This is a genomic window from Halobacteriovoraceae bacterium, from assembly GCA_020635115.1.
In the GTDB taxonomy this organism is placed as follows: domain Bacteria; phylum Bdellovibrionota; class Bacteriovoracia; order Bacteriovoracales; family Bacteriovoracaceae; genus JACKAK01.
Map to the genome: position 1 here is coordinate 213,936 of JACKAK010000005.1, position 25,530 is coordinate 239,465.

Sequence of the window (25,530 nt, forward strand, 5' to 3'; positions counted from 1 at the left end):
TTACATCCTAAATATTCCGAAATTGGTTTTTTCTATTTTGGCATTCAAAGAGGCACTAATGGCCAGACCTAGAACTTTTCTGGTGTCAATTGGATCAATAATACCATCATCCCAAAGGCGAGCACTACTATAGTAAGCGCTTCCTTCTCGTTCATATTTTTCTAAAATTGGTTTTTGAAATTCATCAACTTCTTCTTTTGTCATCTCTGCTTTTCCACTATGGGACAAAGATCCTTGGCGAACAGTTGTAAGAACTCCTGCAGCTTGCTCCCCTCCCATTACTGAAATTCGGGCGTTTGGCCACATCCAAAGAAATCGTGGAGAATAAGCACGACCGCACATTCCATAGTTTCCGGCGCCAAAGGATCCTCCGATGATAACTGTAAATTTTGGTACACTCACAGTTGAAACGGCCGTGACCATTTTGGCGCCATGTCTTGCGATACCTTCGGATTCGTATTTTTTCCCAACCATGAAACCAGTTATATTTTGTAAAAACACGAGAGGTATTTTCCTTTGTCCACAGAGCTCAATAAAATGTGCACCTTTTACTGCACTTTCACTAAAGAGGATTCCATTATTAGCGACAATTCCAATTTTTTGCCCGTATATATTTGCAAAACCACATACTAAAGTAGTGCCGAAATTTTTTTTGAATTCACTAAACTTTGATCCATCAACTAGGCGAGCGATAATTTCACGAACATCAAAAGGTATTTTTGTATCTTTAGAGAGAATTCCATAAATATCATCAATTGGGTATAGTGGTTCTTCAAAATTGGAATTATCTTTCTGACCTAAAAGGCCACCTTCAGACTTGTAATTCAAGTTTTCTATAATATTTCGACCTAAATGAAGCGCATGTTCTTCATCTTCAGCAAAATAATCTGCGACGCCACTTTCATGGGTATGAACTTTGGCCCCGCCAAGTTCTTCAGCAGTTACTTCTTCACCAGTCGCGGCCTTGACGAGAGGAGGGCCAGCTAAAAAAATTGTTCCATTTTTTTTAACAATAACTGTTTCATCACTCATTGCTGGAACATAGGCCCCTCCGGCAGTACAAGAGCCACAAACGATAGCAATTTGGGGGATTCCTGCAGCAGACATTTGAGCTTGATTATAAAAAATACGCCCAAAATGGTTCTCATCAGGAAAGACTTCATCTTGCATAGGTAGAAATGCTCCACCTGAATCTACAAGATAGATACAGGGAAGTCTGTTTTCAAGGGCAATCTTTTGGGCCCTTAGATGTTTTTTAACAGTCATTGGAAAGTAAGTCCCCCCTTTTACTGTTGCGTCATTTGCTATAAACATACATTCAACCCCGTGTACTCTCCCGATTCCACAAACGATGCCTGCAGCAGGAACATCATCATGATATAGGCAGTGTGCTGCAAGTGGGGATAATTCTAAAAAAGGTGATTCCTCGTCGATAATTCTTTCTATTCTCTCCCTTGGAAGTAGTTTTTTGCGATCTCTATGTTTTTGAACATATTTTTCACCACCACCTAATTTAACTTTTTCTAGTGCTTCCTTTAAAGAATTGACTAAATTAACATTGTAGGCCTTATTTTCTTTAAACTGTTTTGAATTTTTATCAACGGGCCTCGAAATCACGTCCATTTTTATTCTCCAAATTATCTTTGTATACGTCACGATCTTACCAAAAATGTAGTAACGCTACACACCTCAATGCATTAGATTTGTAAATTCAAACTGGAAATTATTTTTAAAATTTGATTTAAAATAATTTTTAGATATTATTTTGATTGCGCAGATGAGTGATATCTCTTTGATCAAGGAAATTTTATGTTCTACATAATGGATAGTGATACTGATGCCAAAGGAAAAATGCACAGTTTTAAGTTGAAAAATCCTGTTAGAGGTATGAGCTGGACAGATGGATTAGAGTTCAGTACAGATCCTAGTGAAAAATATGCTCATAAAAGGTTGCCTGAAACTCCTATACATTTAATCTTTCAAAAGTCTCCACAACATGCTCCACTTCCAAGCTTTGATGGAACGCCTGTACCAATACTAAATCATAGGATGAAAGAGATAATATTATTAATGGGTATTGTTGACATCAATTTCTATCCGGTAATATTGGAATCGCAATCAGGAGAAATAATATCAGATGAGTATCAAGCGTTTAAAACTATAGGTTTTGTTGATCAGGGTGAAGTTGATCTAGCAGCTAAAAAAATGTTTTTTAGGATGCGTGATCACAATACAGAAATTATTGTGCATGAAAAATTGAAAAAAAAAATTGAGAAAGAAAAAATTCCACTTATTCAGTTTTTTTCTTTCTCAGGTATATATTAATTTTTATCTTCTAAATTGAACATATTACATAATTCATATGTTTTTCCACCATTTTCCCAATTGCCAAGCTTCTGTTTAAATATTTGTTTCATTTTTTGCTCGCTAAGATTTGGTTTAAGAAATCTTTTAAAAGCTGTATAAACTTCAGTTAAAACTACATAACCTTTATCGATTTCAGTAGTTGAGTAATCACCGCCAAACTTGTAATAAACATTATCTAATAAATCAATTATGAATTCTAAAAATTTATTATGACTATCTTGAAAAAAATGTTCACCAAGAAGATGTTCCATACAAGCATCATTATAAGCAGGACTAACATGAATGTGATGTTTTTTTAAAATCATCTGTTCCAATTCTTTAATAGCGTCTTCTCTCGTGATTGAATAACCATTACTGTGAAGTAATACACCTAGAACTAAAAACAAAATAAATTTTGACATAATAAACCTCCAAAAATTTCGAATGATTCAAAATAGCTGATTATCTCTTTTGATGAAAGACTCTTTGCATTTTTTACATTATAATGTCAAATATTGATCGTTATAGAATGTTTTCGGTGTGTTGCAGTTTTATTCTAAGGGTGTAAATGCTTTGTTTAGGTCATCTACTCTATAGAATTTTCGAGTATTTTCATCTGGTTGCTTTACTTCTTTAACATCTTCGTCTTTTGGTCCCTGAGAAATATTATAAGATTCTATAATTCGTTTTTTTATCTTTGTAATCGTTTCAATAATGCTATCAGGAGTTATTCCTGTATATGAATCTTGTATATATTTTGTAAGATATTCATCTAATTTTTTAAATTTTTTATTATCTAGATCATCTTTAAAAGAGACAAAATATTCATCCTTCTCATTTTTTATCACTTGAAAACTTCTTATATCGTCAGGTGAAATTCTCAGTGAAAAACTTCCATTTTGCACATCTTGTGTTACGACCGGATCAATCGATTGCCGGATTTTAATGACATTTTCAGGACCAGTTCTCGAAATCGGGCCAGATGTGGAAGTTGAAGAAGAACCTAAAAAACTATTTGAATCAGATCCATTTTGTGTACTTACAGTTTGTTGTCCTCCAGAACCTTTTCCTGAATTAATGTTAGTAGTTGGAATCTGAGTGGGTTGAGAATCGTTTTTATCTGAATTATTTTTAATATTATTTTCAGGATTATTTTTGATTGAAGCAAGTTCTTCTTTAAGTTTTTTCTTTTTTTCCCTTTCTTCTCTTAGGTTTTGTTCTAATTCTTCTATTTTTTTCTTTTCTAATCCTTCAGTTTTTTTCCTCTCTAATTCTGTGTTAAGTTTAGAAATTTGAGCATCACTTGCCTTTAATTTTTCTTCGAGATCACTGATTCTTTTTTGAATTTCATCATCATTCTGTAGAGGTGGTGGAGTTTGGGTATTTTGTTGATTTGATTCTGTTATAGGTTGTGTTGCAAGTGGCCCTAAACTTGAAGGGGTTGGAGTTTGAATAGGTTTTATTTCATCAATTTCCGAAACAGACCCAGGAGTAGGCTTACTAATAGGAGGAGTATAGCTAAATGGTCGCGGAGGTGATTCTTGTGGACTTAATTTGCCTGAAACACTCTGTGTTTTTTGATGTAATGAGTTCCCTTCAATAGAGTCAATCTCTTTGAAACCTTTTTTTAACATTGCAATAAGACTTTTTTTCTTATCACTTGTAAAATTTGTAGAACTATCTACAAATGTTTCTAAGTTTAAAAGCAATTCTCTACACATTACTTTGCTTTTTTCATCATTCTCATAATCCCTTTTTATTCTTGGTTTTGAAATATTATTAAAACTATTTCGAGAATTAAATCTATTTTCTGCAAAGTTTAAAACTTCATCAGAAATCATTGAAGGACCTTGTTGTTCTGGAATAAATTGTAAATCTTCTTCTTCGCCAATTTCTTGAATCATTTCTGGAGCATTTTTAGAAAGAGCGTCTTCCCCTATATTCAACTCACACCAAAATCTATTATTTTGAATAAAAGAATTCAACTTATTTTGATCTGCCTCGAATTCATTCTGAGTATATTGTCTTGAAACATCATTGCCTGCACTCATAGGCAGATCTCTAAAATTAATTTTTCCGGAGAAGATATCGCAAAGTTTCTCTACCGCAACATTTGAATGTTGACATTTTTTTTGTCTTAATTGATTTAAATCTTTTTGCTGTGTATAAGCGTTAATAAATTCGAGTTGACTGTAAATTTCTCGAATATTTTCCAATTGTTTTAAAAGTTTTTTTGGATCATCTCCTTTAACAGCATTTTCAAAATAAGGACTAAAAACATTACCAATACCATTTTCAAGTAATGTTCCAAAGTAAGGATTGGTTGAACCAATAAGATTTACGTATGGAGAATCCCGAAAATATTCATAGTATCTTCCAATTTGTTTGTCTTCTTGCGGAATTTGTTTAAAATCAGGTAGATCCTTAAAGCTTTTTAATAAGATGTCTCTAATTTTATGCACCTTAAGATCAAGAGTCGTTGCATAGATATTTAAATTTGTATCTTTTTCTGTAGATAGATTTGTACTTAATTCATTTATCCAAAAATCTAATTCTTCACGGTGACTCTTGCTCAAAGATTTAATTTCAGATGTAAAGCTATTAATGACAGAAGAATTTATCTGATTGATCGTAGTTAAATCTAATTTTGCCTTATCAATACATTTTTTTAAATTTTCATTTCTTCCAGTTTTATCAGAATTAAATTTATTAAAAATTAAGTTAACTTTTTCTTCTGAGCTTAAACCTTCATTAACAACAAATCCTTGATTCATATATAATGATTGAGAAACAGCTTTTTCAATGTCTTCTTTCTTGTAATTATACTTATAACCATTTTTAAACAATTCAAAACCATCTTCAATAAGTAAAGCCTCCTTAGAATTACTTACGAGTGCTGCTACTTTGTTTTTAAAATCCTCTCGACTAACATTTGAACAAGAACCTCCCCTTTTTTTTGAGGATTCGTAAAGAGTAGAAAGAAAGGTATCTGAACTACATGATAAACCCGAACCTTCACCTGGCAACATATCAATTTCTCTTTCTAATTTTTTGATATAATCAATATAGACAAGTGATGAATCTATAAGAGATTCTAAAAGCAAATTCTTTGATATTTCACTTGAATTTTTAATACTGATAACTGAGTTATTAGACAGACAATTACATGTCAACTTTTGAAATTCTTCAGCTAATATCCTTTGCGATTTATCAGAAAGAAACTGATTTTTTAAATACTTATTGTACATGTCTAGTCTTTCCATATTTTTTTTTATGTTGGAATTATCAATTTTAAACGCTGAACAATCTTTAATTTGAGAAACACTTAGACCTATTTCACTTGATATGTATTCTAAATCAGGTATCGTTGAAAAATTAAATCCACATGTATTGCTTTGAACACCAAGAAATGATTCTTGCTCAATCTCAGAACTCTGCCACTTGATGTCTTTTAATCTTTTACTTTGTGTGAAGAAATTTTCAGCATATAAATCGCCCAATTCTAATATTAAACACAATCTAAGAGCGGAATATAAGACTACAAATGCTTTCATTATTTGCCTATCGACAAAAAACTTAAATGCATTTAGATAAATCTGTCTCTTAACCGACTTTAAAGGTTTATGATAAAACCTAGATAGAATCATTCTCTTGCTTCATCTATAATCAAATTAATTCCCTTAACTCTGTAAAATTCTTTTGCTGACTCTATTTTTGTCTGTTTAGAATTACCGAGTTTTTCAGTCTTCTTAATACTCTCTTCTTTGTTATTTTTAAGAATGCTTTCTTTCACTTTTTTAATAAAATCAGGTTTTACATTCTCCCAGAATTCCTTAAAGTATTCTTCAAGGGGCATTTTGCTGAGATCAGGTCTAATGATATAAAATTCCTTTTTTTCATCAATTTCAGCAAGTAAATCTCCATACCCTCCATTTACAGATAAGCTGAAAAAACCATTTCCAGAGTTATAAACTGAAATATTTGTTTGTGTTACCTTAGGTTTTTCTCCAATCAACGGATGAATTGCCTCCCCTTGCTGCTGTCGAGAGCTAATGCCCTGAGAGGTTGTTGATTGTGAAGTTTCCGAGCTACTAGGAGTATAAGCTTTAGAGTTTCCAACTCCATCCGAAGATGAATCTGATGCCTTTGGTTTTACAGTTTTAGGTGGAAGTATTTTTCTTGAGTTCTTTTTTCTTTCTTCTTCAATTAATTTAGAAATCTCTTCTTTTTCTTTTTTCACTTTTTCCATTTTATTTTTTAAAGCTTCAACCTCTTTATTTGCTTTTGTAATCTCTTCTTTTTGTTTTTTCTTTTCCAGATCATTTAATTTTTCGTTTTGCTCATTTATGCTTTTTTCAAGTTCTTCAAGTTTCTGCTGCTTCTCTTTTAATTGATCGTCATAGGTTTTCATTAATGCACGTGAGTCTGAATCATCTGAAATTCCAATATGTTCTGAATTATCTGAACTTGCTACAAAACCTGAAACATCTGTTTGTGGCAGTTGCCCATTATTTTGTGGTTGGATTGTATTTTGCATAACTCCAGAAGTTTCTCTTATCAAATTACTGTTGCTCTTCACAATTTTCTCAGGGTCTGATTTTGATTGTGAAACTTCATGTCTTTCAGAGGAATTTCCACTTAACTGTTTTCTCATATTTGCTGCGTAATCTCTTGCTTGATTTCTATTTGAATATATTCCAGTTTTATCCTCTTGAACTTCTTTTATTCCTTTTTCCAATTTTTCAATATATGCCTTAATTTTACTTTTTTGCTCTTCATCCCCTGCCGGCACATTCTTTTTTTCAATCATTAACTTAAAATTATCTAACATACCTATACATTTTTCTTTATTAAAATGATTTTCAAAATCTTTAAACTTGTGAAATTCATCCCTATCTTCTTCTGTTTTTTGAGTTTGCGAAAAATGTTCATCACTATCTTCATTTAGAAAATTATTACTAGCAAGTTTTTCTAATTCTTCATCAACTACCGTATCGAGACGATCAATACTTGTTCTTTTTTTTGACTGATTAAAATAATAATCGATCTCATTATTAGAAATTTTAAATTCTGGAACATTTTTAGAGCACCATAAAATATTACTGGTATATAAATATGGAGAATTATCAACTTCTTTTTGATCGCTAGTTATCTTCTGATAGTATTGTCTATTTACATCTGACCCTGGCGCCATTGCTAATTCATCTAAGAGAACTTTGCCAGTAAATACTTTACATAATCGATCTACAACCAATTTTGATTTTTCACAGTGTGCCTTGTATGGATTCTCCTTATCTTGCTCTTTTGCTAATTTTGAAGCATACGTTATCTGCATTTGAATATTTCTGAGATCATTAAGACTCTCAAATACACGATTCGAGTCATTTGAGTCCTGTACTTGATCAAATCTTTTGTCGAATACTTTACGAATGCCAGACTTTAAAAGTACATCGATCATGGGATTTGTTACAGCAAATAGATGTAAAGTCTTGGAATCATTTATAAATTCAGAATATTTCCTTAAGGGTTCATCTTTTGAAAATTCATTTTTTTTATTTTTTTCAAATTCCTTAAATTCAGGTAAGTTTTCAGTCATCTCTATTAAAATTTTCTGAACCGAACTTAACGCCTTTTTCATCTGTTCTTTGTAATAATCTAAATTAGTATTTCTATCTGAAGAGATATCTGCTGCCAAATTTCTGGTAAGATTATCAAGATTGATCCCTGAAATTACCTTATTCGCTTGATCGATATTACTTAAAGCTGTTTTCAGAGTCTCATCACCTGCAAAACGAATTAAATTGAAGTCTAAATTTCCTTCTTGTGCACATCGTTTTAAATTTTCTTTATTAGAGTACTTATCTCTTTGATATTCTTCTATAAACAATTCAACTAATTCTTTTTGAGGAGTACCCTTGTTTTGCTCTAAAGTTTTATCAAGAGAAAAGAACTGTTTTGCATCTTGAGCAATTAAATTTGAACTCTCGATATCACCTTTAGAATACTCAAAAACAAAACCTTGAGAAGATATAACTGGACTGCTTCCTTCTTCATTTGTTGATGTATAAAATGCAGTTTGATTAATAACAAGTGCGGATACCTTATTTTTAAAATCTGATAATTCAATAGTTGAACATGCCTTTCCTGATTTTTTATTAGAAAGAAACAAATCTGTTAAATATTTTTCTCCAGCACACTCATTTTTTGATTTTCCTTTTTTTTCTCCAGCAATTGATTCGTAGAGATCTACATCTATACTCATATTTTTGAGATATTCTAGATAAACCTGTGAAGAATCTATTAAAGACTCCTCCATCAGGATTTCAACATTTTCTGTATATTTCTCAAAAAGTTTATACTGACAGTCGCACATCAGTTTTCTCATTTTATTTCCGAGTGTTTTTTGTTTTTGATCAGATTGGAGATCCCCTGTGAAAAAGGCGCTGTACAAATTATTTAGTTTCTGATTGGAATTAAAATCTGTTTGAGACTTAAAATTAAATGCTGAGCATTCTTTTAGTTCTTGAACAGAAAACCCTATATAATTGGTTAAGTCTGAGATTTGGGTGGAATAAGGTGAGTTTGTAGAGAACAAACAGGGACCGGACATATCAGCATCATTGCCTAATATTAAATTCATGGATAAAAATGAACTTAATATCATTAAAATAATTTTTTTTAGAACCCCTCTCACAGACATATCAAACCTCAAAACAAAACCCTATAACCCTTATCGATATTCTGGATCATTTTATGAATAGATCAAAATATTCATTTCTAAAATACTCTTAGAAGTCTAACATCCTGATATTACGATATACTTCCTGACGGAAGAAAATCACAATATGTGTACTGTGGTTGGCACTTTGATTAATACAAAAATAGATGCTCAGTCATTGAATTATTATTAAAGTTTAAGTGGGCGGATCGACTTAACGTCGCTTTTTTTCAAGTTGTGGTGAAATAATTATCTTTAAATTATCTAAAAGCTAAATATTGTTATCATTCCAATCATACTGTATAGAAAAACTCTTAGATCATGTCGTAGTCAAAATACTTAAGTCTTTTACAAAATTATCATCTCTATCTTCCATAATATTCTTATTCTCAAGTGTTCTTTGAAAATCAACATTAATTGGATCATACTCTGGATTTGATACAGATTGCAAAACGGCAAGTTCAGAAAGTTTGTCAAATCTGGTCAATATGTTGGCCAAATTTTCATTTGTCTTATTCTTTTGTTGAATGCTTGTCACGCCCAAATTATTTATAATCATATTGACTATCAATATCCAATAATCTAGACTTTCAATTTTCTCATTAATTTTTTTGATTTCATCTCCAACGTCTTCACACTCACTTTTTTCTATAGGTTCTTTTAAATATTCAAAACGAGTTCTAAGTGATTCAAGATAAACTAAATTTTCGTTTAGGTCTTCTTTTATATTTTCTATATCTGAATAAGCTCTCAGATCTTTACGCTCAATGTCTAATTTTGTATCTTGTAGAATAACTTCAAATTCATGTTTTAAACTCTCATGGTTTTGCTTAAGGTCACTACAACTAAGAGCAAATGAAATATTTGAAGTGCTAATTAATACAAATACAAAAAGTAGTTTTCTCATATAATCTCCCGTTCAGTTTCCAATAATTATGCAAAACAAATGCCATACCTTTAACCAATTGAAACTTATTAAAAACGAATTTGGAGTATGTCAACTAATTGATCAAATAATAGACATATGTAGAATATTGTTAGGTTTATCTCACTATGTGCATGACTAGAAATATCACAGTTAGAAAAATCACTATAGCTTGAAAAATTGGCGCTTGTCATAAGTTTATAACAAAAACTAGTATTGTCATTTCATCTATTTAGCAGAAAAATTAGCAGAAAAATCTAAATTGAGTTAAAATCTCATCCATATGAGAAGTATTATAAGCAAAATACAATTAATCAATATCTTTAGCTTCATCCTAATCACAGCTATCTTGTCCTCTTGTGGAAAGAGTTCAATTCACGCAGTTCCATTTATCAACACTACCTCTGAAGCAAATGAAACCATATCACTCTCACAATCTATTGTTGATTTTGGATCAGTTGGTGCAGGCATAAATAAAAATGATCCAATTGTGATTGAAAATAACACCAACAGTGCAATTCAGATTGGATCTGTTAGTATAACTGGTGCAGATAATTCTGAGTTTACGATTGCTTCAGATTCATGTACATCTCAAACCATCCCACCAGGAGGACAATGTACTATTTCAATAGAATCTAATCCGTCTGCTTCACCTGGACAAAAAAGTGCGAACGTAGATATTTCTATCACTTCTTCATCTTCAAATTTAGAAGTACCTATCAGTATGGATATTTCAAGTAGCTCACCTCCAACTGCAGCAAGCAATGCCAGTATTAGCGCTCCAAGTGATACGACAACTTCAATTACTCTTAACTCAGCTACCTCTGTGGAAGGAAACCCAATATCCTACACTCTTGAACAAGCTCCAAGTCATGGGCAGCTGGTTGATTGTATGAATCAATCAGGTTCTACCGGTAGTGATGACTTAACATGTAATTATATTCCAAATTCAGGTTTCATCGGATCTGACTCTTTTACATACCGAGCAAATGATGGTCTTGACTCAAATGCAACAACCTACAGTTTAAACATTTCTTCAATTGCTGTTATTTCTGATTATAAAAGTGATACAGGTGAAGACTTTTTTATCAAAGATACGTTAATTGATTCAGCTGGAAATCAATATTATCTTGGAGTTGCACCTTCAAATGCACCTTCTTATATTATTTGGAAATATGACAGCAATGGCAATTTAGATACTTCATTCAGTGGTGATGGAAAGATGTCGGTATCACCAGTGTCAGGCGTATTAAACGCTAAAGGTATGATTTTTGATGCCAGTGAAAATATTTATGTGTATGGGCACGTCACACCTAGTTCATTTTCTTACGCGACTATTTGGAAAATAGACACTTCAACTGGCCAATTAGATACCAGTTTCAATGGAACTGGTATCTGGACAACAGCAATCAATCCTTCTGCCATTTATGATCTCATCATAGATCAAAATAATAAGCTTGTATTTACTTATCATTATTATGATTTCGCAAATTTTAATCTTTATTTTGATAAATTAAATCTAGATGGGACTGATGATGTAGGTTTTTCCCCTGTCTTAATCGGTGCGACTTCAAGTGGCTCAACCTACACTTACTTGGTTGAAGATACTTCCGGAAACTTATATATACGTTTTAATTGGACAGTCTATAAATATAACAGCAGTGGTGCCTTAGATACAAGTTTTGGAACTTCAGGACACTATAAATACACTTTTTTAACAACCTCAAATGAGTATGATATGATTCTCCATAATGATAAATTATATATCCCCGGAAATGATGGATATGTGTATAGTATAAATCTCGATGGAACCGCTAACACCGACTTCGATTCGGATGGTAAGATCCTTTATCAATTGAACTACACAGGGTTTAATGCAAACAGTAAAATTACCTATTTGAAAATTATCCCTGATGGAAATGGAAATTTTTATGCAGTTGGATATGTAAGTGGTACGCTACACACCTCCGGTTTCGGGCATTTAATCGTTTCAAAATTTGATACCAGTGGAACACTGGATACAAACTTTGGAGAAAGTGGACACCTTTTTAAAATCGCTGGGGATAGTGTGCAAACCAATGACGATTTTAATGGAGGTTGGTCGGCCTCTTATAAATCCTCAGATTCAACTCTTTATATTGGAGGACGATACAATAACTATGCAATGACTTGGAAGTTAAAATAATTTTATAATCTGGTTTTAACCAATTCCATGTTTTTTAATTTTCTCTAAATGTGTAATAATATTTTTCATTGCATAAGGTTTTAAGGCCTGTGGTAGTGGGCCATAAACTATTTCTAAAATTTCCTCTAGAGAGTTTCCATCTTTTTGAGTTTCATAAATCTTTTTTTCTCTCTCAAGACGATGTTTAAGTAGATTTTTCAAATAATGAACTCCGCCTAATGCAATTCCATGTGAGGGTATAATGACATTTGGGGATATTTTAATTATTTTCTCCAGTGTACGGAAATACATATTCATATCTCCTTCTGGATTTGCAATAACAACACTCCCAATCCCTTGAAAAAGATCTCCCACTATCATCCATTTAAAATCATCTCGATGTATGGCCATCTGTCCGCTATCATGGCCTGGAATACTCATCGCAAGGAGTTTATAGTCAACACAATCAAATAAAATCTCCCCATCAATGATTGTCTTTAGCTGAGAGTTTTTAAGATAATCTTCACCAAACTTTTCAACAATCCACTTTTTAGTCAAATTTGACATTTTTATAGGAATATTTAATTCCTTAGACAACTGAACGGCCCTTTCATGATGATCTGGATGGTGATGAGTAATAAATATAAAATTCAGTTTAAAATCATGGAGTCTTTTTTTTAGTTTAAGATATTCAAATTCATCTCTCGGAGATGGATCTACTACAAAATAACCATTTTTTTCCGTACCTAAAACAAAACAATTCGTAATCTCGGCCGGTGGAAGAGTATTGCTAAATGGTAATATCTGAAATAACCCGTTTAAAGGGCCTACGATTGGCGTTTTATCCTCTGGGGAGCTTAAAGAAAGGTCCAAGCAGTAATCAATTGCTTGATGACTTCCCATTGCCTTTAGTATTTTCTGTGTAGGTGGTACCATTAAACGTTCACAGTTCTCCCACTGTTTCATTGCAAGAATTGGATTAATCCACTGGGCTTGTACGATTTCATGAGGAGAAAATTTAAAGTCAACCTTCTCTTTAAGTTCAATTAAAAAATAACTTATATGCATACGTTTTGGAATAAATTGCGGAGAATAAGTCGTTGCGATTTTTTTTATACTAAGTATATTTTGAGAATGAGTGAGGTCATATAAAACTTCCTCTTTAACTTCTCTCACTAAACAATTTAAAAGCTCGATTTGATCTTCAATGTATGGGAATAAAGGATTAATTGATTCTTTGAAATCTTCTTTTTCAACTTTCCCTCCCACAAACGCTGAATATCCTGGAAAGTCTCTAAGGTTTTCTTGTCTTTTAATAAGATAGACTTCTTCTTTATGACGAAAGACTATTGAAACGGCCTGAATCATTTTTAGCAACCTTTTAGGAAGTTCATTTATTTTTTATGAATTCTCATTAATAATTAATTTTCCATTTGTGCTACGTTTTACAATGTACACTTTCATTCTTGCTTCTGCTCTCTTTCTAATTTCACATTTTCCATCTGTCAAACATTGAAAATTTAGGCCTCCAGGCCAGGGTGAAAAATAAATTTTTAAATATGTTTCGAGTTTAATTTCGTTGATCATTACTGATTCTAATTCAACTAAATCATTTATAAATTTTATATAATCTTCCAATTTTGAATTTAAATAAAAATATTTCAATTCATTCGTTTTCAATTTCGCAATCAGTACACCATTTTTATGAAAATTCTCTTTAAAAAATATCTGATAGATTTGAATATCACCAAAGATCGATTTTCTTGGTGCAATATGAATTTGATTTTTATTAATCTTAAGATCATGAACAATCTTATCTATTATACTCGGTTCATTCCCAAGAAGTTTAAAACTCAAAATAAATATAAGTACATATTTTTGTTTTAACCACATTTCAAACTCACATCTTTTAACTCTGGATCTTTTTTAACCTTCTTAGAAAATTCATCTGTAAAAATTGCACATCCATTTGAGTCCATTATAATGTTTCCAAATTCATCAAGTTTAAAAATGTTTTGAGAATCATAAAGTCCAATGCTAACATACCTCAAGAGCATTTCTTGGGCGAAAAATCCACTCCTAAGCATTTTTGACATGTAAATATTAAAACCTCCATAATTCAAAAGTTGTCCCCCCATAGCACTTGGGCTGAAAAGACTGGCCTTACAAAAAAATTCTGGCATTAACTGAGCTAAAGTTGAAAAGTAATGCACTCCATATCTATATGCCTTCAGCTCATCTATTGCCCTAAGTTGATCATAATTTAATTTATCTGCATTTTTAGCTTTAGATATTTTTTTTCTTTGCTTATAGGTATCAATTATGGATTTATCTTTTTCAGATAAAATTCTGATTCTATCCTCAATGTCTGCTTTGATTTTTATCATTTTCTCTAATTGAACTTTTTTTGCTTTCTGATCTATAAGAATAGAAACTTTTGTTTTATTTTCTTCTAACATAATAAATTGGTTAACAGTATTCTTAAAATGTTCATCAGACTTATACTTATTTTGATATACTTCATCAATTTTTTCATATTCTTCGATTAGTTGCACACTTTCTCTTTGTTCATGAATGGCACAACTATGCTTTAATTCATGCACTAGCGCAATTAAAGCATATATTGGATCAATCACTAGTGAAAAATAGATTTTTTTATAAACTTTCCCATTATTGTATTCTTCAACTAATCCCATAGATTTATTATTGTCTTTCTTGGGATCAAGAATTTTTATCTCTCTTTGACTCTCAGGAGTGTCTTTATAAAAACACTCTAAAACCTCTTTGCCGATCTTACTCATCGAAATTATCTTTTCTAACTCTTTTACATATCCATTGGCCATTTGGAGATTATCCAACAGTCCTATTCTTTTATTATAATCATTATATTTACTAAAAAAATCAAATATCACCTTTTTCTGAGGAAATTCATTATAATCTACAGAGGAATTAAGTTGCTTTAAATCAACATCATTAATCAAACTCGTAAGTTGAGTAAGATCAGTAAAAAGAGTATTTAATTCTTTAAGATTATTTACCTTTTCAGAGGGAGAATATTTGATTAAGATTTGGCTAATCTCTTGTGCCTTTGTGACAATGTCCTGGTTCTGAGAATATTGGAATTGAATATTACATAATTTATTAGTAAGAATTTCAACAGTGTTATCATTTCTTTGTGGAACATTTGTGACTTGAGTACATATATTATTCAAATCAAAATAATCCTGAGTATTAGCGTCCATTGCTAAAAATTGGATCAAGAAAATAAGATACAAACTCTTCATACAGAGTAGAATAACCTAAGTTTAAATATTTCTATAGAGAAATGTATTTTTAAAAAAAAGATCAGATTAATCTTTATAAAGGTATTAATCGAAAAGAAACAATTTATTTTTCATATTTTCGAAAATATTATTTTCAACATTTTCATTTAGACGTATTTCGAAGAGAATGTCTGAAGTTAGTAGATATCGGGTCCTTTTAGTCACTTCATCAGCGAGTATTGAACTAAATTTCCCTCTCTTACTGAGCTGAAATATTGAATTCAATAAATCCTGGCCATTTGTGGTTAATGTTGTTGGATTTTGAACATAACTTGGTTTAAAATGAAGTGATTTATGAAATTCTTCTTTTAGAGCTTTAATCAATAACACTTGAGATTTATAGTTATAAGTAAATGGTCTGAGAGGATAAAAGGTATAGGTATCAACTTTTGAAGATAATTCATCTTCCCATTTTAATAAAATTTGTTCTAATGTTGGCCCTCCTAAACTCTTCCATTTTTTTGGAGCATATTCTTTTTTAAGATTTATCGTCGTTTCCCTAAGAGAAAGAAAAGTACTGACTATACTCTTTATCGGTATGAAAAATCGACCTTCGAACAGTTGATTATTAAAGCTATGAAGAACATAATCGTGAGCAAACCATTTAGAATCATCACCGATAGGCAGTTCATTTTTAAGAAATCTTTCGAGATAGACAATATTATTTACGACAGCAGTAACTGGATAAAAATCAAATAAACAAGGTACACCATCTTTTCCAGTCGTTTGTTGATATATTTTTCTTTGCTCCATCATTATATCAATAAAGTGCTCAAAGTTGGGGAGCTTATAAGTGAAATCAACATACTCACCATCTTTATTTGTTTTAACTATTTCTTTTTCTATACCTTTAACTTGATATAAATCAGCTATTTTCTTTAATGCAGGATGAAATCCCAAAACATCTAAAAAAATAGTATCTATCACTCCAATCCCAATATTCTGATATGCTCTGCGGGTGACAGTATAATGTTCATCTTCTTTGTTTAAGTCGACCTTAATATAATTTTCAAACTTTGGTTGTAAGACAGGTGCTTTTGCAAATATTTTCTTGCAAATACGCAGGAATTTATCACTTTTAAGAGCAGCATAAGAATTCGATAAAATTGATGAATAGATGATTAATATCATTAAGTTACGCATACTCTTTTATACCTCTTTATTTAGATCTCACGCTCCTGTTTTGAAATCATTATATATACAGTTAAGTTTTTTGACATTTTGCATCTTTGCGAGAACAAAAAAATAAACCAATATACTTAGATAAAAAATCTAAGGACGGCAATATGAATTCTAAAATTACTGTAAATAATCCACTAGGCATTCTTGCAATTGATCACCTAGAGTTTACTTGTGATGATTTAGGCAGCAAAACACGTGAACTTTTTTACACTTTTGGTTTTGAGAAGACATACGAACACAAACCAACCAATAGTGAATTATTTACACAGGGACAAGTTCGTTTTCTATTAACTGCCAATACTGATCCAAATTCTCACGCACGTAAGTATTTTCAAAGACATGGTGAGGGAGTATCTAAAATGTCGTTTCTTGTTGAAAATGCGGAATATGCCTTTACAGAAGCAATTAAAAGAGGCGCAAAGCAAGTTGAAGAACTAAAAATCATTGAAAGTGAGCATGGAACTTTCAAAAGAGCAGTTATACAAGGCTTTGGTGATGTAACCAATGAATTTATTGAAAGACCGGCCTCTTATTTTAGGCCGTGCTTTACAAAACTTGCTTCAGATTCTAATGCCAGACCTTTAAGCACTAGAGTGGCCAGAATTGACCACCTCACCAATAATGTTCCAAAGGGAGAGATGAAGAAATGGGTTGAATTTTATGAACGAGTATATGGCTTTAAGGTGACAAAATATTTTGATATAAAAGGGATCAAAACAGGTCTTCAATCTGAAGTTGTTCAGTTGGGGGATGGAACTGTCATCATACCAATTAATGAACCAGATGCAGAACAATCTAAGTCTCAAATCCAAGAATTTTTAGATCTTCATAAAGGCCCTGGGGTTCAGCATGTTGCCCTGACTACTTCAAACATCATTAATACTATTGGTGATTTACAAGATAGAGATATTCAATTTTTAGACATACCCCACACTTATTATGAAGACATATCTAAAAGAGGTATACATATTACAGAAGATGTAAATGTCTTGGAAGAAAGAAAGTTGCTTGTTGATGGTGATAAAGAAGGATATTTACTCCAAATATTTACGGAAACTTATATCGGTCCTCTCTTTTTCGAATTTATTCAAAGAAAGAATAATGATGGTTTTGGAGAGGGAAACTTTCAGGCATTATTTGATGCGATTGAAAGAGATCAATTGAAAAGAGGATATCTATAATTAAATAAATATTTCCAACAAGTTAGATATTTTATTCGTGTTGATCTTGAACTTCACTGATTTCAGCATATACTCCTTTAGCAAATTTTAATAGTCAGAAAAATCAAGTAATTAGAGGCTTTAGAATTTAATGTTATCTTCCGAGAAGTCTACTAATGATCTTTCCTAGGAGAAGTTATGCAAGAATCCATTGTTATTTTGGCCGACACAGTAGAAGCAAAAGAATATATTCGCTTTTTTGCCGAACATGGAATTATTGTTGAAGTTGGATCTTCAAAAGCAGAAATCGCTGCAGAAATGATTGAAGACCTTTTTGTTGAATGGGATATGGCCAGTAAGAACAATGTCATTGAATATAAGACTGTGCTATTTTACAAAGATCACGCTATTCCTAGACATATGTCACGTGTATCTAAAAATCCAATTGTAGTTTTAGATTTCATAATGAATAATGAAATCCCCCACTATTTTGATAAGGATTCTCTAATCTTTTTAAAAAAACATTTCACATTGGATATAAACAAAAAAATTCTAAGCATAGAAAAAATTGAAAAATCTCAGTTTCAAATTTTAAGAAATTGGTTTAAAACATACAATATATTTATTGATGAATCTCTAGTTATTAAGGACGCTGCTTGAGTCGAGTTTACATCACCTATGCCAAAAGAACTCCGATAGGAAAATACGGAGGACTTCTTTCAAACGTTAGACCTGATGATCTTCTTACATATTTAATCCAAGACTTTAAAAACCTGGCCACATTTGATTTAAAACTTATTGGTGATGTAATTGTCGGTTGTGCGAATCAGGCCGGAGAAGATAACAGAAATATAGCTAGAATGAGTAGTATCCTAGCAGGCCTTCCTTTTGAAATACCTGGAACAACAATTAATCGACTCTGTGGATCTTCTTTAGATGCCGTAATGGATTCCTATGCAAGAATTAAAAGTGGTCTCATAGACTGTGCAATTGTTGGTGGAGTTGAAAGTATGTCTCGGGCACCCCTTGTTTTGAGCAAATCAGAGCATGGCTTTAGTCGAAATCAGAAAATTTACGATACAACGATAGGTTGGAGATTTCCGAACAAATCTATGGAAAAAATTTTTCCACTCTTAGGCATGGGTGAAACTGCTGAGGAAGTGGCCAGACAGTTTAAAATTTCAAGAGAAGATCAGGACCAATTCGCTCTCCAGTCTCACCAAAAGGCCTTAAAAGCTCAAAGTTGTGGACTTTTTAAAAATGAAATTTTACCCATTAATATCGCTGAAAAAAATTCAAACACCATTATAGAAAACGATGAAGGACCTAGGACCGACACTTCACTTGAGAAACTTCAAAAACTCAGTCCAGTATTTAAAAATGATGGAAGTGTCACTGCTGGAAATTCCTCTAGTATCAATGATGGAGCAGCACTTTTATTTGTTGCAAGTGAAGATTTTGTTACTAAATACAACCTTACTCCCCTTTGTGAGATTACTGGAGCAGCAGTGGCCGGCGTTCATCCAAATATCATGGGAATTGGGCCTGTAGAAGCTGTAGAGAAATTAAAAAATAAGTTTTTTACCAGTACTTTTAAATTTGACCTCATAGAACTCAACGAGGCCTTTGCCTCTCAAAGTTTAGCATGTATTAGAGAGTTAGATTTAGACCCTACGACTGTTAATATTAATGGTGGGGCCATAGCCCTCGGACACCCACTTGGGGCGAGTGGTTCTAGAATTCTCACAACACTCATTCATAATCTTCTTAGAGATTCTTCTCAAAAAACTGGATTGGCCAGTATGTGCATTGGAGTTGGCCAGGGTATTGCACTTAGTATTCAAAAAATGTAAAAAAGACTTATGAAAAAATACAAATACATAGTTTCATCGTGTCTGTGTGGAATCAATTGTCGTTATGATGGTCAAAATAAATTGTCAGGAAAAGTGAAAAAACTAGTTGATGATGGACTGGCAATTGCTGTTTGTCCTGAAGAGTTAGGCGGACTTCAGACTCCCAGACCCCCTTCAGAGAATAGGCAGGGGAGATATTTCACAATTGATGGTGAAGATGTGACTGAACAATTTCAAAAAGGTGCTCAATTAGCAGCTCTTATAGCAAAAGAAAATATTTGTGATACGGCCATTCTCAAGAGTAAATCACCAATGTGTGGGATGGATAAAGTTTATGATGGAAACTTTTCTGGATCTTTAGTAGATGGTGATGGAGAATTTGTAAAAGAACTAAAGAAGCTTGGAATTACAATTGTGACAGAAGAAGACATCAAGTAAAATATATTGACTTGTGTGAGTAAAAAAAGGGCCCACATTCGTGGGTCCCTTCTTCATAACAATTAACAAAATTACTATAGAGATTAACCAATTAGCTTAAGAGCTGTTTGGCCAGTTACGTTTGCTTGTCCTAATACAGCTGAACCAGCTTCTTTCAAGATATTAAACTTCACGTTATCTGCAGTTGATGAAGCGTAGTCAGTGTCTCGAATTCTTGAATTTGCCTCAGAGAGGTTCTCACTTGTTACTTGCAGGTTATTGATTGTTGAAGTGAGTCTGTTTTGGATTGCTCCCAAAGTTGCTCTTTGTCCAGAGATACTTTGAATAGCACCATCTAAGCGCGCCAGACCGAACTGAGCATCTTCTTTTGTTCCAACAGAAACATCCCCTATTCCCATGTACTCAAGACCGGAATTAGTCAATTGAGCGTCATACTGTATTCGATCTTGAAAATCATCATTGTTGATTCCGATTTGAAAATCGTATTTATCTCCAGTACCATTGAGAAGTTTTCTACCATTGAATTCAGTTACCTGTGTAATTCTTTCAATTTCTTGTTTTAAATTCTGATACTCAAGATTTGTGAATTTTCTCTCTGTATCACCGAGTGTGTCTGAAGCTGCTTGAACAGAAAGTTCTCTAAGTCTTGTAAGAATAGAAGAAATTTCACCCAATCCACCTTCAGCAGTTTGGATAAGAGAAATACCATCAGAAGCGTTTCTCTCAGCTTGTTTTGTGCCTCTGATTTGTGCTTTCAATTTTTCAGAAATTGCCAAACCAGCAGCATCATCAGCAGCTCTTACGATTCTTGTACCAGACGATAACTTACCCAGCGTACTTTGCTGCTCAGTAGAAGTCTTTCCAAGAGATCGTTGGGCGGCCAATGAAGTTACATTGGTGTTGATTCGTAAACCCATCGAATCCTCCTTGGTTAATCTGCCTCTTTCTGAGACTCAACCCTCCATAAGGATGATAAGCTTACTGCTAGTTCGGTTAATATTGACCCACGCAGACTTTGACATCTGCTAGCAATATATCGACTAGTTTTTTAAGTAACTTATCCACAATTAACTGAGTGGAATATTTTGCCTCTTGCAATTATTCCGACAACATTAGTCTGATTTGTTTTTCTCAGATTATATAGTGAAAATCCGAAGAATATTACGATGAAAAGACCAGTTGTAATCGTACATCCACTTACTGACACACTCAGTAACCTTTTAGAAGCAACACGAGCAATTGCTGAAGAGGAGAACTATGAAATTTTTGAGGTTGAAGATTTAGTAGAGATCAATCAGCTTCTTCCTACATTGGGGCCTTCACTTACATTCATGGCCACTCCAAAAAAATGTGCTCAGACCTTACTTGCAAATACAAAATTTTTGAAAAAATCGTCATCAAAAATAATATTGATTTCAAATAAAAAATTACCACCAAAAACATTAGAAAAACTAACAAAATTAGGTCTTACGGAGTTTATTCAAGAACCGGTTGCGCCAAAAACATTGTTGTACAAGTTAAAACTTCAAATTAGATCTCTTCCTTTTGGTGAAAATAATGATGATGAAGAGGAAGAAGTTAGATCATTTAAAGCAGAAAAAAATCAAAATACAATTTCAAACGATGAAGCTCAAAGAGTTGAAAAAGGCATTTTAACAGGTAGTGAAGACGAAGGTATACACGACAAGACAAAGGATAAAAAAACTCAACTTGTTTTTGATAAAAGTGAAACTGAAGAAGAAGAAAAAGAAAAAAGTAATTTAAATAAAATTGATAACTTTTATAGAAACAAAGATAAAAAAGATACCAAACTTGAATTTGGAGAAGAAAATACCAACAATACAAAAGAACGTTTTGATGACTCCCATTTAGAAGCTTACTACAAGACTCAAAGAGATACTGGTGGCATTACCCTAGAATTCGAAAAAGAAAAAAAGAAAAATAGCAATCAAGGACCTGTTGATTATTCAAAAGATGATATGATGGCCAAGGCCATTGAAGAAATCAAATTACAAATGCAAAATGAAGGAAAACTTTCAAATTCCGGTGATAATTTAGATGACCATAAGGATAATGAATTGCGATCAAAAAAAGATTCGCAAGAACTTATTTTGGAAAATGAAAAAAATAATAAAAAAGAAATAAATGCTCAAGAATTTGACCTATTTGATGAAGATAAAAAAGATCTTAGTTCCAAATTAGCTTTAGAAGAAGGGAAAAATAAATCGAAAAACAAAGATAAAGCAGAAGAATTAGAATTAACTGACGAGGAAAAAAGTTTAACAAAATTGGAATTAGAAAATGCTAGATTAAAAGAGAAAAAAGAAGCTAGTGATAAGCTTGAACTTACTAATGATCTAGAAAAAAATAAAGATAAGAAAAATTTAGACAATCTTGAATTATCAGATGAAAAAAAGAAAAATAAATCAGACTTAGAAAAGCTCCAGTTAGATGATGAAAAAAGACGAAAAGAAAAAGAAACTCATGAATTAGATTTGATAAATGATATTGAAAAGGACTTAGAAAAAGCACAAGCTCAGTTGAATTTTGAAGATGAAAAAGGTCAAAAAGATGTAGATGCGTTAGAAATTGAAGATGCAAGCAAAAAAAATAAAAAAGACAAAACAGCTGAATTAATATTGCAAGACGAGCATGCCAAAAAAAGAAATGACAAAAATGAATTAGATTTAACCGATGAAAATTCTTCTAAAAATAAGCATGAGTCCCACTTAAAACTAGATGATGGTGAAAATAAGAAAAAAAATGATCTTGAGAATAAGTTAAAGTTAGAAGAAAGTGAGAAAAAAAAGTCAGAAAAGGATAAAGATAAAGACAAAGGAAAACTAAATCAAAGAGAAGTACAAAATACCCAGATAAAACTTTCAGAAGACAAAAAAGAAAACAAGAAGAATGATATTAAAAACGATAAACTTGAAAATCGTATGGTTGGAAAAACACAAAAAGGTCTTGAGTTAGAGGATGCTGATGGGAAAAAAATTGGAAAAGGAAACGTAGAGCATATTCAAACGCATTATGGGAGAAAATCAGATAAAAAAAATCCTTTTTATGATTGGGATATGAAAAAAGAAAAATCGCAGACATTAAATTATAAAGATGATCAGAAGAAAAAAGAAAGTGATTTCCAATTAGACAAAAAAGAAAGAAAAGATTTAGGTGAGCAAACGATCGATTATGAAAAAATGAAAAAAGAGTTTGAAAGTCTAAATATTGCACAAGCTGGAAAAAAACGTCAGAGCGATTTTCAAGATGAGTCGAATATAGATAATGAAATAAAAGGACATTTTGAAGTATTTGACGAACCTGTTGCTGATTTAGAGGTTGAAGAAAATGGAGAAGCGAAAGAGTCTACCGCAGAATCAGAAACTGTTTTCGAACCGGAGACCAGAGGATTAGAATATGCTGTTAAAGTTTTAAATCTCTATTATAAAAAAGATCTAAAAGAACATGAACTATTTAAATTTGTTCAACAATCCGTTTATGACGAATCTCGTGGAGTAACAACTTTTTTTGAAAAAGTTGATGATGAGAAAGAGCCTTTTATTGAACTTTTTAATGGCCATACAAGTATGGCCCATTTCCTGACAAACGAAAATAAATTTGCCTGGTGGTCAAAAATGAGGGACGAGAATTATGATAAATGGATTTCCTACAATCTTCCAAAGTGGAAAGATGAAACTTTTCAGGAAGTAAACAATAAATTCTTTTATCCTTATGTAGAAGGAAATAAAATCATCGGTTTTTCTGTCGTAGACTTTGAGAAGATCGTGATGAAAAAAGATGCAAATAAAATTGAAGTCATACTTGAAACAGCTAGAGGTGTTTATCTTGAACATTTAAGGCTTAAAGGGATTGAAGGCTCGTACGAGGCCGAGAATAAAGAAAAGAAAGAAGAAAAAAAGAAAAAAGGATTTATAGGTAAATTATTTGGAAGGGCCAGCTAATGTCTAAAAAAAGTTACTTTCATATCGAACTTGAACATTTGAAAAATGAAAATCTTTTTCCATTTCACATATATGTATTCAATCCCCAAAGTAAAACATATTCAGCTTTTTTATATGGAAATTCCCCTTTAGACGAAGAAAAAAAGGAATTTTTAGAGTTTATTGTTTCAAAAGGTGGAAAAATAGCGATTGAAAGAAAACAGAAAAAGACGTTTTTAAAAAATATGGATTACGAAGAAGAAGATATTCCTTCTTTACAAGAGCCAGAAGAACATCCTTACGAAAGAAATGCTAATATGTACAAAGCTCTCATCAAGCAAAGAGATGAAAGAGATGGTTTTTTTCATTATGATTTAAAAATTGCTCATGCCATAGAAGAGGATAATTTTACAGAGATAATTTCAAGAGTTCATGATGAAGTGATGTGTTTTAGTGTTAAGGTGTCAGATACAGTTTCCTTGGCGATGGCGTTATGTGAGAAGCTGATGACTGAAGATACACCTACGAATAGAATTGTTGCACTTGCATATATGCTTGCCAAGATTAACAAACTCAATGATGAGAAAACATTAAGTGATATAATAGTAGCATCTTTTCTTCATCATATTGGTTTAACACAGTTAGAATTAAGCCTTGGAAATAAACCTATCCACTCTCAAGATGATAAGACAAAGAAGGATTACAGAAAACATCCTGGTTTATCTCAACATTTAGTTCGAAAAAGTGGTTTAAATCTGTCAAATTCTGCCCTACAGGCGATTTCACAACATCATGAAAGATTTGATGGATCTGGATACCCGAGTGAATTAAAAGGTGAACATATTGAAAGTGCTGCATTGTTTGTAGGTTCAATTTCACATATTTTCGATTTTGCTTCTGGTAGAGTTGTTGATCAAAAATATCCGATAAAAAATATCATTAAAAAATTCAAAAATAAAGACTTTACCCCTGGACTTGAATTCGAGTTTGGCGATAAAATATTAGAAAGCATTGAAAATATTATGAATACAGATAACAATTCAAACGCTGCTTAACCTTAAGGGAGAACAAAATGGGTCTGAAAGCTGACATGAAAATCCTTGTAGTTGACGACATGGCCACTATGAGAAAAATCATCAAGAATATGTTAACACAAATCGGTTTTACAAAAATTGAACAAGCAGATGATGGAGCTACTGCATGGCCTATGATTCAAGAAGCAAAAAGTTCAGGTGAACCTTATGAGTTTATTGTATCTGACTGGAACATGCCACAAATGACAGGATTAGAACTTTTAGAAAAACTACGTTCATCAGATGAATATAAAACTCTCCCTTTTCTTATGATTACAGCTGAAGCAGAACAAGGAAACGTGGTTATTGCAGTTAAAGCAGGCGTGAGTAACTTCATTGTGAAACCATTTTCAGCACAAGTTTTAAAAGAAAAAATTGATAAGATTTTTAATAAATAAGGTTTTAAT

At 32.2% G+C, this 25,530-nt stretch carries 19 protein-coding genes; 9 read left to right on the forward strand and 10 right to left on the reverse strand.

The genetic code is table 11. The features are described 5' to 3' along the window. Complete coding sequence (locus tag H6622_09555; protein ID MCB9061754.1) at positions 1–1,623, reverse strand: methylcrotonoyl-CoA carboxylase; 1,623 nt, start codon at positions 1,621–1,623, stop codon at positions 1–3. A gap of 186 nt (positions 1,624–1,809) precedes the next feature. Between H6622_09555 and H6622_09560 the strand changes: the two genes are divergently transcribed. Beyond that, positions 1,810–2,325 (forward strand): hypothetical protein, encoded by a 516-nt coding sequence (locus H6622_09560; protein ID MCB9061755.1) that lies wholly within the window; start codon positions 1,810–1,812, stop codon positions 2,323–2,325. Here the strand turns inward: H6622_09560 and H6622_09565 are convergent. The 4 genes from H6622_09565 to H6622_09580 all read right to left on the reverse strand — a co-directional run bounded on the left by H6622_09565 (position 2,322) and on the right by H6622_09580 (position 9,971). Continuing rightward, positions 2,322–2,768, reverse strand: coding sequence for a hypothetical protein (locus H6622_09565; protein ID MCB9061756.1), 447 nt, complete (start codon positions 2,766–2,768; stop codon positions 2,322–2,324). The genes H6622_09560 and H6622_09565 overlap by 4 nt on opposite strands. A gap of 129 nt (positions 2,769–2,897) precedes the next feature. Then, positions 2,898–5,900 (reverse strand): hypothetical protein, encoded by a 3,003-nt coding sequence (locus H6622_09570; protein MCB9061757.1) that lies wholly within the window; start codon positions 5,898–5,900, stop codon positions 2,898–2,900. Between the two features lie 89 nt (positions 5,901–5,989). Further along, entirely contained in the window at positions 5,990–8,986 is a 2,997-nt protein-coding gene (locus tag H6622_09575; GenBank protein ID MCB9061758.1) for a hypothetical protein, read from the reverse strand. 397 nt (positions 8,987–9,383) lie between these two features. After that, on the reverse strand, positions 9,384–9,971 hold the full coding sequence (locus H6622_09580; protein MCB9061759.1) for a hypothetical protein: 588 nt from the start codon (positions 9,969–9,971) through the stop codon (positions 9,384–9,386). Between the two features lie 301 nt (positions 9,972–10,272). On the opposite strand from H6622_09580, the gene H6622_09585 reads away from it, so the two are divergent. After that, on the forward strand, positions 10,273–12,174 hold the full coding sequence (locus H6622_09585) for a choice-of-anchor D domain-containing protein (GenBank protein ID MCB9061760.1): 1,902 nt from the start codon (positions 10,273–10,275) through the stop codon (positions 12,172–12,174). 15 nt (positions 12,175–12,189) lie between these two features. On the opposite strand, the gene H6622_09590 is transcribed toward H6622_09585, so the two are convergent. The 4 genes from H6622_09590 to H6622_09605 form a co-directional block, all read right to left on the reverse strand. Beyond that, a complete protein-coding gene (locus H6622_09590) occupies positions 12,190–13,521 on the reverse strand; it encodes an MBL fold metallo-hydrolase (protein ID MCB9061761.1) in 1,332 nt (443 codons plus the stop codon). Positions 13,522–13,554: 33 nt separating this feature from the next. Beyond that, a complete protein-coding gene (locus H6622_09595) occupies positions 13,555–14,046 on the reverse strand; it encodes a hypothetical protein (protein MCB9061762.1) in 492 nt (163 codons plus the stop codon). Continuing rightward, a complete protein-coding gene (locus H6622_09600; protein ID MCB9061763.1) occupies positions 14,037–15,437 on the reverse strand; it encodes a hypothetical protein in 1,401 nt (466 codons plus the stop codon). Before H6622_09600 ends, H6622_09595 begins: the two co-directional genes overlap by 10 nt. An 84-nt stretch (positions 15,438–15,521) precedes the next feature. Beyond that, positions 15,522–16,619, reverse strand: coding sequence for a hypothetical protein (locus tag H6622_09605; protein ID MCB9061764.1), 1,098 nt, complete (start codon positions 16,617–16,619; stop codon positions 15,522–15,524). Between the two features lie 143 nt (positions 16,620–16,762). Here H6622_09605 and hppD point away from each other — a divergent pair, with 143 nt between their 5' ends. From hppD to H6622_09625, 4 genes are all read left to right on the forward strand, one after another. Further along, entirely contained in the window at positions 16,763–17,839 is a 1,077-nt protein-coding gene (hppD, locus tag H6622_09610; protein MCB9061765.1) for a 4-hydroxyphenylpyruvate dioxygenase, read from the forward strand. Positions 17,840–18,016: 177 nt separating this feature from the next. Then, a complete protein-coding gene (locus tag H6622_09615) occupies positions 18,017–18,478 on the forward strand; it encodes a hypothetical protein (GenBank protein MCB9061766.1) in 462 nt (153 codons plus the stop codon). After that, positions 18,475–19,671, forward strand: coding sequence for an acetyl-CoA C-acyltransferase (locus H6622_09620; GenBank protein MCB9061767.1), 1,197 nt, complete (start codon positions 18,475–18,477; stop codon positions 19,669–19,671). Before H6622_09615 ends, H6622_09620 begins: the two co-directional genes overlap by 4 nt. 9 nt (positions 19,672–19,680) lie before the next feature. Further along, positions 19,681–20,109: a DUF523 domain-containing protein gene (locus tag H6622_09625; protein ID MCB9061768.1), complete on the forward strand. Its 429-nt coding sequence runs from the start codon at positions 19,681–19,683 to the stop codon at positions 20,107–20,109. A gap of 83 nt (positions 20,110–20,192) precedes the next feature. On the opposite strand, the gene H6622_09630 is transcribed toward H6622_09625, so the two are convergent. Further along, positions 20,193–21,026, reverse strand: coding sequence for a flagellin FliC (locus H6622_09630; protein ID MCB9061769.1), 834 nt, complete (start codon positions 21,024–21,026; stop codon positions 20,193–20,195). A gap of 249 nt (positions 21,027–21,275) precedes the next feature. Between H6622_09630 and H6622_09635 the strand changes: the two genes are divergently transcribed. From H6622_09635 to H6622_09645, 3 genes are read left to right on the forward strand one after another with little or no spacing between them, the layout of a single operon-like run. After that, the gene (locus tag H6622_09635; GenBank protein MCB9061770.1) at positions 21,276–24,071 is read left to right on the forward strand and encodes a hypothetical protein; all 2,796 of its coding nucleotides are present in this window, start codon (positions 21,276–21,278) and stop codon (positions 24,069–24,071) included. Further along, positions 24,071–25,105, forward strand: coding sequence for a hypothetical protein (locus tag H6622_09640; GenBank protein ID MCB9061771.1), 1,035 nt, complete (start codon positions 24,071–24,073; stop codon positions 25,103–25,105). Before H6622_09635 ends, H6622_09640 begins: the two co-directional genes overlap by 1 nt. 17 nt (positions 25,106–25,122) lie before the next feature. Further along, complete coding sequence (locus H6622_09645) at positions 25,123–25,521, forward strand: response regulator (protein ID MCB9061772.1); 399 nt, start codon at positions 25,123–25,125, stop codon at positions 25,519–25,521. The last annotated feature ends 9 nt before the right edge of the window (positions 25,522–25,530 follow it).